At 64.2% G+C, this 11,276-nt stretch carries 12 protein-coding genes and 1 tRNA gene; 10 read left to right on the forward strand and 3 right to left on the reverse strand.

What is annotated here, in order from left to right; translation table 11 throughout:
- Positions 1–49: 49 nt before the first annotated feature.
- Both ABD255_RS43910 and ABD255_RS33270 read left to right on the forward strand, forming a co-directional pair.
- Entirely contained in the window at positions 50–541 is a 492-nt protein-coding gene (locus ABD255_RS43910; protein WP_425554593.1) for a three component ABC system middle component, read from the forward strand.
- 5 nt (positions 542–546) lie between these two features.
- Entirely contained in the window at positions 547–2,526 is a 1,980-nt protein-coding gene (locus ABD255_RS33270) for a DUF3732 domain-containing protein (protein WP_344220781.1), read from the forward strand.
- A 46-nt stretch (positions 2,527–2,572) separates the two neighbouring features.
- Here the strand turns inward: ABD255_RS33270 and ABD255_RS33275 are convergent, their stop codons facing one another.
- On the reverse strand, positions 2,573–3,094 hold the full coding sequence (locus ABD255_RS33275; protein ID WP_344220782.1) for a GNAT family N-acetyltransferase: 522 nt from the start codon (positions 3,092–3,094) through the stop codon (positions 2,573–2,575).
- Entirely contained in the window at positions 3,091–3,879 is a 789-nt protein-coding gene (locus ABD255_RS33280; protein ID WP_344220783.1) for a GntR family transcriptional regulator, read from the reverse strand. The genes ABD255_RS33275 and ABD255_RS33280 overlap by 4 nt, the downstream gene beginning before the upstream one ends.
- A 126-nt stretch (positions 3,880–4,005) precedes the next feature.
- Between ABD255_RS33280 and ABD255_RS33285 the strand changes: the two genes are divergently transcribed.
- From ABD255_RS33285 to ABD255_RS33315, 7 genes are all read left to right on the forward strand, one after another.
- Positions 4,006–4,464, forward strand: coding sequence for a plasmid replication, integration and excision activator (locus ABD255_RS33285; RefSeq protein WP_344220784.1), 459 nt, complete (start codon positions 4,006–4,008; stop codon positions 4,462–4,464).
- A gap of 2 nt (positions 4,465–4,466) precedes the next feature.
- The gene (locus tag ABD255_RS33290) at positions 4,467–4,745 is read left to right on the forward strand and encodes a hypothetical protein (RefSeq protein WP_344220785.1); all 279 of its coding nucleotides are present in this window, start codon (positions 4,467–4,469) and stop codon (positions 4,743–4,745) included.
- Positions 4,746–5,301: 556 nt separating this feature from the next.
- Entirely contained in the window at positions 5,302–6,537 is a 1,236-nt protein-coding gene (locus tag ABD255_RS33295; protein WP_344220786.1) for an FtsK/SpoIIIE domain-containing protein, read from the forward strand.
- The gene (locus ABD255_RS33300; RefSeq protein ID WP_344220787.1) at positions 6,534–6,920 is read left to right on the forward strand and encodes a WhiB family transcriptional regulator; all 387 of its coding nucleotides are present in this window, start codon (positions 6,534–6,536) and stop codon (positions 6,918–6,920) included. Before ABD255_RS33295 ends, ABD255_RS33300 begins: the two co-directional genes overlap by 4 nt.
- Positions 6,917–8,557: a replication initiator gene (locus ABD255_RS33305; protein ID WP_344220788.1), complete on the forward strand. Its 1,641-nt coding sequence runs from the start codon at positions 6,917–6,919 to the stop codon at positions 8,555–8,557. Before ABD255_RS33300 ends, ABD255_RS33305 begins: the two co-directional genes overlap by 4 nt.
- A gap of 17 nt (positions 8,558–8,574) precedes the next feature.
- The gene (locus tag ABD255_RS33310) at positions 8,575–8,760 is read left to right on the forward strand and encodes a helix-turn-helix domain-containing protein (protein WP_344220790.1); all 186 of its coding nucleotides are present in this window, start codon (positions 8,575–8,577) and stop codon (positions 8,758–8,760) included.
- Positions 8,760–10,154, forward strand: coding sequence for a tyrosine-type recombinase/integrase (locus ABD255_RS33315; RefSeq protein WP_344220791.1), 1,395 nt, complete (start codon positions 8,760–8,762; stop codon positions 10,152–10,154). The genes ABD255_RS33310 and ABD255_RS33315 overlap by 1 nt, the downstream gene beginning before the upstream one ends.
- A 115-nt stretch (positions 10,155–10,269) precedes the next feature.
- Here ABD255_RS33315 and ABD255_RS33320 read toward each other — a convergent pair.
- Positions 10,270–10,345 (reverse strand) — tRNA-Arg (locus ABD255_RS33320).
- 176 nt (positions 10,346–10,521) lie between these two features.
- Here ABD255_RS33320 and ABD255_RS33325 point away from each other — a divergent pair.
- Complete coding sequence (locus ABD255_RS33325; protein WP_344220792.1) at positions 10,522–10,701, forward strand: hypothetical protein; 180 nt, start codon at positions 10,522–10,524, stop codon at positions 10,699–10,701.
- Positions 10,702–11,276 lie beyond the last annotated feature (575 nt).

The raw sequence follows: 11,276 nt of genomic DNA on the forward strand, positions 1-11,276 counted from the left end.
GTCGGCGTTTCGTGCGGAAAGATGGAGATCGCTGGCATCATTGCTCAGTATGACGGCGTGGAGCAGGCGGTCAAGAACTGAAGCAGCCATGTTGAACCCTGCCCTGCTAGCAGTTGTTACCGCCGCCGCTGCAATCCAGTACGAACTAGCGGACGAGAAGCCGATGCCGTGGCCGCTTGCATTTCTGGTCGCTCCCCTGGTGCTACATCGAGGCACCAGGGAGGTCCTGCCCAAGACCACGCGAAGTCACCTGGGAGCGTGGGTCGCTCAACATCCGGTCGAGCACGCTGGGTTTGCTCTGCGCGCGGTGTCATTGCGTGACCCCGTTCGGGAGGGGGTGCGTTTCGGGATTAGCAACGGCCTTCTCGCTGTCGACACCGAGGGCCGGCTGACGGGAACGCTCGCGGCAGGCAAGGGCCGCGCACCCGACCGTGCTAGCGAGGCCGGACGCATCGTTGCTCAGGCTGGGTTCGTGGGCAAGTGGCTGGCAAAGATAGACCAGCCAGCTACTGCCTTTGTCATGCTTGGCGTGGCACCCTAGCCATCATGCAACTCCTCGCGCTTATTCTCTACAATGCCGACGGTCGAACTCGAAGACTCGACTTCCACCCGGGCGCTCTCAATATCGTGACCGGCGAGTCGGAGACCGGGAAGAGCGCGCTCCTTACCATCGTCGAGTTCTGCCTTGGACGTGATGCAAACTTGGTCCCAGTCGGTCCCATCTCGGACACGGTTGCCTGGTTCGCCGCGTTATGGCAACTGGACTCCTCTGGCGGCCGAGCGTTTGTAGCAAGGCCAAGGCCAGCAAAAGGCAAACTGAGCACAACTGCCGCAATGCTTGAGTTCGGAACCAACCTCGAACCGCCTCCTCTGGAATCCCTTCACACCAACATTGATAGCAGACAGTTGCGTCAACAACTTGGTCGGCGCATTGGGATCGAAGAAAACCTAGTCGAGCCTGGTCCCGGATCGCTTCGCTATGCTTTCGAAGCCAACATCGGACATGCCGCCCTTCTATGCTTGCAAAGTCAAAGCGAGGTCGCCAGTCAGACTGTCCTGTTTCACCGGATGGGTGAGGACGGTATTGACCAGGCGCTACGCGATACCATCCCATATTTTCTCGGCGCTGTTGCGCCAGACCAAGCCCGCAAACGCGCTCAATTACGTGATGCAAAGCGAAGTCTGGCGAGACTGGAAGGGGAGGTCGAGCGTGCCGAACAGTCTGCACAGACCATTGACGTTGAACTCGGAGCGCTATTCAGGGAGGCCCAATCAGTCGGTCTGGTAGAGGACGTCCAACTCACTAACAGAGCCGAACTAATCCGGGTCCTTCAAGGTGCTCGCACAGCCACACCAGTGGAGGAGTCACTAGACAGCCCTGCCGATCAAGATCGATATCGAGCTCTAGAGACATCACGTGATCAGCTCCGTTCGCAGTTGCGACTTGTCATGGACGACAGGGCCTTGCTGTTGAATGAAGCGAGAGCCACTACTGAATTTGGAGTGGCACTAGCGAAACAGCAGTCGAGATTGACCGTGCTCGGTCTGCTACCCGACCAAACTCAAGCCGCCGGCGATGAAGACGCCCGTGAGAGCGAGGCCGCGGCGGAGAACTCCGAATGCCCTGCTTGCGGTAGCCACATGGACGAGCCGGATCCAACGGCAGAGGCTCTACGGAGAAGCCTGGCCGACTTAAACGTAGAGGTCGGCAATATCGCAGGAGCCCGACCTGGCCATCGTCAGGCACTCGCGGACCTTGAGACTCGCGCTGAGAGTCTTCGAGAAGAACTTCGTGTCGCACAGGCTGCTGTGCAGGATATCGAACGTGGTCGACGAGTGAGTGAGCAAACCCAGGCCGATAGTCGCGACTTCACGCGCGGCCGGATCGACGCGACCTTATCGCGAGCGACGCTGACCGACGACGTCGCTTTGGAAGTCTTGCGTCAGCGTCTCCGCCAAGCTCAGGAAACAGTGGAGGCGCTGGCAGCCGAACTCGACGATGACTCCAACCGCGAAGAGCTGACTTCAAGGTTGGTGGTCGTGGGACGCGATATCCGAACATATGCGAGTCAACTTCAGCTCGAACATAGCGCTGAAGATGTTCGCTTGGACCTCGCTAAGCTCACCGTGGTTGCGGACACGCCAACCGGACCCGCTCCCCTATCGCGCATCGGTAGCGCCAAGAACTGGGTCGGATATCACCTTGCTACGCACCTAGCGCTGCATAGGTTCTTGACTCTGCAGAATCGTCCAGTGCCTGGATTTTTGATGCTCGATCAGCCGACGCAGGCGCATTACCCTTCTGAGAAGGATAACGAAAGCGGCGTGCCGGAAGATGACGCAGACCGTATCGCAGTGAGGGCCATGTTTGAGCTGATGCGCAATGTTGCTCTAGAACTCGCGCCCGAGTTTCAGATCATCGTTTGTGATCATGCCGATTTGCCTGAAGAATGGTTCAACGAGGCCGTTCGTTATCGCTGGCGCCACGGAGAGAAACTCATCCCACCTGACTGGCTTGAGAGCTGAGCCATATGGACCTTAGACCACTAAATTGGCAATCAGCCAACGGTCTCTAAGGAACCTCATCACCGAAGTCGGTTGATCTTTGAAAGAGCGCGCCTGAGGGGTAGTCCGCGAGGTCGAGGGTGCGGACGTGGTTGAAGCCGTTGTTCTCGTAATAGCGGTGTAGGCCGGTGTTGTCGGTCCATACGTCGATGCGGAGCCAGTGCTGGCCGAGGCGGTGGGCGCGGTGAGAGGCCCAGTCCATGATTTCGGTGCCTAGGCCGGCGTGCTTGCGGCGGACGATTAGGCGGTGCATGTACATCGCAGGGTCGGCCTGCTCGTCCGGGGTCCAGAGGCGGGGGTCTGACCAGGTGTCTAGGGCAACGGTAGCCATCGTGGCCTCGTCTTCGTTGCGGACCATCCAGGTTTCGCCGCGCTCGATGCTTGCGAGGATGCGTTGGTTCTGCTCCTCGGGGTTCGGCCACGCGACTGCCCATTGGTCGATGCCGCTCTGAGCGAGCCATTCGCTGGCCTCGGTGCGGAGGGTGAGGATGACGCCCAGGTCCTCGACGGTGGCGCGTTCGATGATCATGCGTCGGCGTCCTCTTGGGCGAGGTAGGCGCGCATGTCTCCGAGTTCGTAGATGACTCGGTTTCGGTCGCTGGCGAAGGTGGTCAGCGTGAGGCGTAGCGGGCGCTTGTCGCTGAAGGTCGTGCGGGCGTAGATGATGACCGGGGTTCCCGAGCCGAGCTGGAGTTTGCGGGCTTCGTCCGGGGTGGGCATGCGCGCTGTGATCTCGTCGCGGTAGCCGATCTCCTCATGCCCCACGGCCGCCATGGCTCGGATAGCGCCGCCGGCAACGTCGTTGGGGACGACTAGACCGGCCTCGCGGGCGATGTCCATCGGGTAATAGCTCGTCTGGAGACTGAGCGGCTGATTGTCGGCGTAGCGGATGAAGCCGCGGGACACTACCGGCTCCCCCTCGGCTACCTGGAGACGCTTGGAGAAGTCGGGGCCGGCTACTTCGAGGCTCATGGCGAAGTCGCGGTACTCCGCGTGGCGGCCCTGCTCGGCCATCTCGGATTGGAAGGCGTCGGCCTGGTCGCTGGCTCGACGATCGCGGGACTCCGCCCAGGTGGCGTGGTAGTCAGCCATGATCCGTTCGCGGACGATCGTGCCGCGCCCCGGCGTACTCGTAACCATGCCCTCGTTCTGGAGCATGCCGAGCGCAAGCCGGACGGTGTTCCGAGAGACGCCGTGGTCGGCCATGAGATCTTGCTCGGTCGGCAGGCGTTCGCCCGCCTTGATCTGACCGGTTCGGATCTGCTCGCGGAGACCGGCTGCGATCCGCTGGTAGAGCGGTTCTGACTGTGCCATCTGAAGGAACCTCCTGGTTCGTACCAACCAATGGTCCCATTTTCCTTGACTTGGCGCCAGCGGTCAGGTAAACATTGGTCTCGTACCAAACATTGGTACGAATCCAATGAAGGGACATAACCCACCATGAGCATGCCGAAGAGGATCCCGGTCGACTTCGGGGAGACCTTCCCGTACGGACTGTTCGCCGTCTCCGAGGTCGTGATGGCTCGCGACTTCGAGAAGTCGACCAAGACCAACGCGGTTCAGACGATGGATGACGCACACGGTCTGCCGGTCTGGACCGTGGACGTGATGGACGGAGACCCCGAAGCCCGCAAGGCGGATCGCACGTTCACCATCAAGATCCTGTCCGAGAAGCAGCCCGTACTGCCGCCCGCGCTGCCGGGCCTCCCATTTACGCCCGTCGAGCTGGACGGGCTGACCGCCGCTCCCTGGGTCGACACCCGCACATGCTCGGCGCCCGACGAAGGACGGTCGCACCGTTGCCGCGCTCGTCAGGGCTGGAGCTTCCGTTGCATCGGCGTCCGGGCGCCGAAGAACATGCCGGGCGCGGGCTCCGCCACGACCCAGAAGGCGGCCTGACCATGAGCATCGCGGAGACCGTCGAACCGAGTCAGTACCTGGCCTACCAGAACGGCCGCGCGGCCTTCCTGCTCAGCGAGTTGCTGTCGGGAGAGGCGAGCAAGTTCGTCCAGTTCGAAGCTCGGACCTGGCTGGCTCAGCACGAGTCCTGGCTGTCCGACTCCGACGAGGTCGACGCGGACCCGTGGGACTACACCGGCGAGGACGACGAAGACGAAGCGGACGAGATCAACGACGACCGGCCGGGGAGCAAGGTTCTCTACTCCGAAGGCTGGATCTGATGACCCCCTGGCGGCGGGCGGCGACCGGCGATCTCTGCACCTGCGGGCGGCAGGCAACTGAGGTCTTCGTTCGTGCTGACGGCGGAGAGGTCGGGTACTGCGGCCTGTCCGATGGAGGGGACAAGAAGGGACCGTGCCCGTTCTGCGGTGGCCGGCGCCACGATGTCGGCCCGTGCCCTAGCTACACGCTGCGTCGTCCCGAGCAGCAAGCGAATGGCGGCTGATCGTCATGGCCAAGGTGAAGGGGAAAGAGGTCGGGACGGGGCCGGTGAACTTCCGGTCCCCCACCGTCGCCATTCGTCTCCGCTGGGTCGTCCTGTGGTTCTGCCTCCGGGCGCTGGGTCGCGGCCTCGGCTATCTCGCCAGACATCCTGGCATCGTTGCCACCACGGCTGTCGGAGTGCAGTGCTACAGGCTCTGGACCACTGGATCGGCGTGGATCGTCATTGCGTCTGTGGCTGCCTTGGGCCTCGTCCTGGGCGGATGGCGCTGGCTGTGGCCGGACTCGTTCGCACAGCGAGTTGTGTGGCGGATTCGTGGATCACGACGACGCTTCATGGAGTACCGGACCCGCTGGGATACGACGATGCGGGCCCTGAAACTCACGGTCCGAATGGATGACCGGACCTACGTCCCGAGAATCATCAAGGTCCGCTCGTCGGGCACCGTCGACCAAGTGACGGTCAGGCTTCTGCCTGGCCAGATCCTCACCGACTACGCCGAGCAATCCGAGCGCCTGGCGCGAACCTTCGGCGCCGAAGACTGCCGCGTCCGGTCGGCGGCCTCCCTGATCCCGTCATGGTGGCCTGGCGGAACCGAGGGATGGATGGGGCGCTACATCTCGTGGGTCCTGCCTCGGCGGACTGACCGGCTGGTGCTGTGGTTCCTGACAAACGATCCGCTGCGAGCGATCGTCGCCCCGATCCCTGCGGCCGATCCGCCCAACCTGCAAGCGCTCGACGTGGCTCGACGCGAAGACGGCCTGATCTTCCGTCTGCGCCTGCTTTACACACATCTGCTGGTCGCGGGCGCTACAGGCGCTGGCAAGGGTTCCGTCCTGTGGTCAATCATCGCCGCGCTTGGTCCCGGTATCCGGTCGGGTCTGGTCCAACTATGGGTGCTCGACCCCAAGGGCGGCATGGAGCTCGCGCTGGGCCGCCGGCTCTTTCACCGGTTCTGCTACGGCTCCGATCCGGCGATGGACGGTGCCACTGATGCTGAGTACGAAGAGGCGTTCGCGACGCTGCTTGAGGACCTGGTCGTGATCATGCGTCGGCGGCAGGGGAAGCTCCGCGGCTTGTCTCGGCTGCTGAAGCCCAGCCTTGATGAACCGTTCATCGTGCTGATTGCGGACGAGCTGGCGTCGCTGACGGCGTACGTAACTGACCCGGCGATGAAGAAGCGCATCGCCAAAGCCTTCTCGCTCCTGCTGTCGCAAGGGCGAGCGGTCGGGATCTCAGTAGTCGGCGCTCTGCAAGACCCGCGCAAGGAAGTACTTCCCTTCCGGGACCTGTTCCCGACTCGTCTTGCCCTGCGGATGAGCGAGGGCGAGCAAGTGAAACTCGTGCTCACGGACGGCGCGAGAGAACGCGGTGCACGCTGCGACAAGATCCCCGAATCCCTGCCCGGTGTGGGATACGTGACCGTCGATGGCGAAACCGAGCCGATCCGCGTCAGGTTGTCCCACATCACCGACGAGGCCATTGCAGACCTCGTGAACGCCTACGCCCCGGACCTCACCGGACCTACCGACCCCATCTCGGTCTCGACCCTGGAAGGAGCAGCAGCATGACGGTACGTCGACAGATCCCCGGTCAGTTGGTGCTCCCGCTGGTGGCCGGCCTTTCCCGGAAATCTCGGGCCTCGCTCGTTCGGCGGATCAAGGTTGGTTGGCAGGACGAGGCCAACTGCGCTGGCTACCTGGATCATGACGACTTCTATCAAGACGAGATGGCGGCTCGACGTACCGACCCGAAGGACATCTGTGCGTTCTGCCCGGTCGTGCGTGACTGCCTGGCTGCTGCTCTGGTCGCCGATGAGCAAGGCATCTGGGGCCGCACGACCGAGGCCGAGCGCGACGCCATCCGCGAAGACCTTGCCCAAGGTATCGACGTGGATCACGCCCTGAGCCCGTACCTCGATGGCCCGTCTGCAACCTGGGGGATGGCGGCATGAGCCTCACCACACCGAAGAGCAGCCTTGACCGGTTCCCGCTGGACGTCGTCCGGGACCTGGCCGTGAGCAACGGCGTGTGCGTGCGCCCGGTTCTCAACAGGGTGTTTGACACCGAGACCGGCACCGACCGAGTGGTCGGGGTGTCGTGTGGTTCCACGCTGGTCAGCAAGTGTCCTCCGTGCGCCGATGCGAACCGCCGCCTCCGCATGCAGCAGTGCCGGGAGGGCTGGCACCGAGACGCCGAACCCGAAGACCTTCCCGGCGACCAGGCCGAGGACGAGCCGAACGAAGAGGACGAGGATGGCGAAGAGCAGACCCGGCGTACCCGCTCGACACGGCGGCGGCAGGACGCGGCTGACCTGCCCAAGATCCCGATGGACAGCCGGACCATCGGCTCAGCGTTCACCGCTCCCAACGGCAAGACCTACCGGCCGTCGATGTTCCTCACCTTGACGCTTGGGTCCTACGGCGCGACCCATCGCCTCCCCCACCGAGTTCCGGGCAAGGGCCTGATCCCCTGCGACTGCGGGATCTTCCACGGCAAAGACTCACCGCTGCTCTCAACTCCGGTCGACCCGAGCACCTACGACTACCGCCGAGCTGCGCTGGACGCGCTGCACTTCCCGAAGCTGGTCGACCGGTTCATGCAGAACCTTCGGCGGTGCGCTGGCTACAAGGCGCAGTACTTCGCGGTGGTCGAGCCACAGAAGCGACTCGCACCGCACCTGCATGCCGCAGTACGGGGCACCGTTGCCCGCGACATCGTGCGCCAGGTCGCCAAGGCCACCTATCACCAAGTTTGGTGGCCGAGCCACAGGAAGCCCGTCTACGGCTCCAACCTGGACGCGGGCCTCCCGGTGTGGGATGAGCTGTCCGAAGCCTTCGTAGACGAGGCGACAGGCGCCGTACTCCCTGGATGGGATGCCTCACTAGACGATCTCGGCGCCGATCCCTCCGCCAAGCCTGCGCACGTCGTCCGGTTCGGCTCGCAGATCGACTACCAAGGAATCGTTGCGGACTCCGAAGCCAAGGTAGGCAAGGCGATCGGCTACCTGACCAAGTACCTCGGCAAGTCCATCGGAGAGACCTACGGCGACGACTCCGCGGACATTCACCCGGCCCAGCTCGCGCACCTCAACCGCCTCCACGCTCACGTACAGGTCTTGCCCTGCTCGCCGGCCTGCGCCAACTGGGTCCTCTACGGCATCACGCCCAAGGACGCCTCGGCGAACAAGACGCCCGGCCGGTGCCAGTCCAAGGCACACGACCGGGCACACCTCGGCCTAGGCGGCCGTCGCGTTCTGGTCTCCCGTCAATGGACCGGCAAGACCCTGACCGAGCACCGTGCCGACCGGGCCGAGGTGGTCCGACAGACCCTCGCAGCCGCCGGGGTGGAGATGGACGACCAAAACGAACTCGCTACCCACACCGACGACGCCGAAAGTCCTCGCTTCATCTGGCAACCGATCCGGCCGGGTGACGAGGACGTGCCTACGCACAAGGAAGTCATGGCGCACGCCATCACGAGACGCATCCGCTGGCGCACGCAGTACGAGGAAGCCAAACAACGAGCCAGACCACCGGACGAAACCCGTTCGGCAACTGATGACGACAGATCCGCCGCAACAGCGGCCTAGCTGGCGAGGAGCCAACCATGCAAGACGATTCGCGATTGCTGAAGGTCGAAGAAGCGGCGGAAGTACTGAACGTGTCCCGCTGGACCGTCTACCGACTGATCAAGGAGAAGGACTTGACGAGCGTGAAGGTCCGCAACGGCCGGCGGGTGCCGATGGCGTCCATCCGCGTCTACGTTGCAGGTCTCATTGAGGACGCTGCCTGATGACCACGGTTGCGTTCATGGCCCCGGAGGAGCCCGAAGAGCCCCGCAAGCCAAAGACCAAGGCGAAGACACCCAAGGCGCCGAAGTCGGAGAAGGGCAAGCGCAACGTCAACGGAGAGGGCAACATTCGGCAACGCTCCAACGGCACGTACGAAGGTCGCGCCTATGTGATCACGACGGATGGCCGCGAGGTCCGCAAGAGCGTGTATGGCCAGTCTTGGGAGGAGGCTCACGAGAAGCTGACCAAGATGCAGGCCGACACCATGTCGGGCAAGCGGGTGGCGTCCAGCTCGCAGACCGTGGCCGAGTACCTGGACTACTGGCTGCAGGAGCACGCACGGCATCGGGTCCGTGACACGACGTTTGCAAGCTACAAGTGGCTCATCACGAAGTATCTCGTACCGCTGTTCGGCAAGAAGAAGCTCACCACTCTCCGGCCGAACGACGTACGGCGCGGCCTGTTCCAGCTCCAGCAGGTCTGTCAGTGCTGCGCCCAGGGCAAGGACAAGGCTCGGGAGGAACGCGCCGAGGTCGAGCGGCAGAAGCGGGCAGGCCGGCCTCCTCGGAAGAACGCCAAGGCGATCATTGGCGCCAAGTGCTGCGCTCTCGTTCCGCCGGTCTGCTGCCGGTCGACGGTCTCAGACGGGACCGTCCGGTATCTACACCGCCTGCTCCGGGCAGCTCTCCAAGACGCCGTATCCGAGGACGAGATCCTGACCGAGAACATCGCCAAGAAACTCCGGCTGAACCACAAGTACCGGCCGAAGTTCAAGGCGTGGAGTCGCGCCGAGGCAACCAAGTTCCTGGAGGCCATCCGGGAAGACCGGCTCTATGCCTTGTACGCCGTGGCGCTGTCGCTCGGTCTCCGTCGCGGTGAAGCGCTCGGCCTGCGCTGGGCGGATGTGGACCTGCACAACGGCCTGATCCGGGTCAACCAGGCTCTCCACCGGGTCGACGGCGCGCTCAAGCTCGGGGACGTCAAGACGGATGGGAGTACCCGCCTGATCGCCGTACCCAAGCCGCTGGTATCCGCTCTCCGGGTTCACCGGGCCACTCAGAGTCAGGAGCGGAAGAACGCGGGCAAGTCATGGCAGGACGGCGGCTATGTGTTCTCGACCATGATCGGAACCCCGATCGAGCCGCGGAACATGAACCGCCACTTTGACCGGCTCTGCGAGAAGGCCGGCGTACGGCGTATCCGGTTCCACGACCTGCGGCACTCGTGCGCCTCGCTGCTCTACAGCCAGGGCGTGCCGCTGGAGAACATCCAAGACGTGCTCGGGCACAGCTCCCCGACCGTCACCAAGGTGATCTATGTCGACGTGGCCGAGGACGTGACGCGGGACGCCGTCGACAAGCTCGACTTCCTGTTCGGGGAGCAGAAGGAAGGGTGACGTTGGGGTACGCGTGGGGGTACGGAAGGGTGGCCGAGCAGTCGGGCCGCCCTTCTGCCATGTCCCGGAAAACACAAAAGCCCAGGTCAACCACCTGATTGACTTGGGCTTGTGCTGGCGCGCTCGGAGGGATTCGAACCCCCAACCTTCTGATCCGTAGTCAGATGCTCTATCCGTTGAGCTACGAGCGCCGGACAACGATGGGTAACGATACACGCGGGAGGGCGGTGGGTGCCAATCGGCTCTCAGGGAGGGGATTTGGCGGGGGTGGGTGCGGTGGGTTGGCGCTCGGGGAGGGCTGTGGGAGGCGGCTGGCGGAGGGGGGAGTACGCCGTACGGGCCGGGCGCCGCGTCGCGTAGTCGAGGGGTGAGCCAGGTCGCGTACGCAGTACGGGCGGCGCAGGCCTACCGCCAGTGTGAGGTGGAGAGCCGCCTCTGTACGCCTAGTAGTAACCCGGCGACGCAGGCCGTAGTACAAGATGTCCAGCCCGCCGGCAGCACGCCGCACCGGCGGCCCGCGTCGCGGGCCGTAGCACGAGGCGGTTGACCCGCGTCCGGTCGGGTGGGAACAGCAGTCGGGCGCGTGGCAGCCCGTGGTACCTGCTGGCTGGCGGGGCGCGTACGCCGCCGTAGCAAGGCGGCGCAGTTGGCCGTAGTACCCGGCAGCCCGCCCGAGCACGGGTATGCCCGGCCGGCGCCGCTGGCGTCCGAGGTGATCAGTCCACCGCCGATACGTTGCTCCAGAGTTCCGCGCCGCGGGCCGCAGTACGAGGTGGTCGACCTGTTGCCCGTGCACCGGGATAGCAGCCGTCGTACGCGGTGAGTGGCCGGGGTTTGAACGCCACGCACCAGGGCTGGTGCAGCGGCCGCATATCCGGCGAGCAGTCCGAGGTCGGTACGCGCAGGCGCTGGCGCCGGAGGCCGTCGTACGAGGGGACCAGCCAGCCGCCATTACGTCGCGCCGGCGGCTCGCGCCGCAGGTCGTAGTACTGGGTGATCTATCTACCTACCGAAGCCCGTAGTAGGAGTTGGTTGGCCGGGCGGGCGGTGCGGGGCGGGTGGGGGTTGGTGCGCGGCGGGGCGTGGGTCGGGGGGCGACGCGCCGGGGGAGGGTGAGGGGCG

The organism is Kribbella sancticallisti, from assembly GCF_039530625.1.
GTDB classification, from domain to species: Bacteria; Actinomycetota; Actinomycetes; order Propionibacteriales; family Kribbellaceae; genus Kribbella; species Kribbella sancticallisti.

Coding starts and splice junctions, on each gene's coding strand:
- ABD255_RS43910 (WP_425554593.1), top strand. CDS start 50: ATGACGGCGTGGAGCAGGCGGTCAAGAACTGAAGCAGCCATGTTGAAC.
- ABD255_RS33270 (WP_344220781.1), top strand. CDS start 547: ATGCAACTCCTCGCGCTTATTCTCTACAATGCCGACGGTCGAACTCGA.
- ABD255_RS33275 (WP_344220782.1), bottom strand. CDS start 3,094: ATGATCATCGAACGCGCCACCGTCGAGGACCTGGGCGTCATCCTCACC.
- ABD255_RS33280 (WP_344220783.1), bottom strand. CDS start 3,879: ATGGCACAGTCAGAACCGCTCTACCAGCGGATCGCAGCCGGTCTCCGC.
- ABD255_RS33285 (WP_344220784.1), top strand. CDS start 4,006: ATGAGCATGCCGAAGAGGATCCCGGTCGACTTCGGGGAGACCTTCCCG.
- ABD255_RS33290 (WP_344220785.1), top strand. CDS start 4,467: ATGAGCATCGCGGAGACCGTCGAACCGAGTCAGTACCTGGCCTACCAG.
- ABD255_RS33295 (WP_344220786.1), top strand. CDS start 5,302: ATGGAGTACCGGACCCGCTGGGATACGACGATGCGGGCCCTGAAACTC.
- ABD255_RS33300 (WP_344220787.1), top strand. CDS start 6,534: ATGACGGTACGTCGACAGATCCCCGGTCAGTTGGTGCTCCCGCTGGTG.
- ABD255_RS33305 (WP_344220788.1), top strand. CDS start 6,917: ATGAGCCTCACCACACCGAAGAGCAGCCTTGACCGGTTCCCGCTGGAC.
- ABD255_RS33310 (WP_344220790.1), top strand. CDS start 8,575: ATGCAAGACGATTCGCGATTGCTGAAGGTCGAAGAAGCGGCGGAAGTA.
- ABD255_RS33315 (WP_344220791.1), top strand. CDS start 8,760: ATGACCACGGTTGCGTTCATGGCCCCGGAGGAGCCCGAAGAGCCCCGC.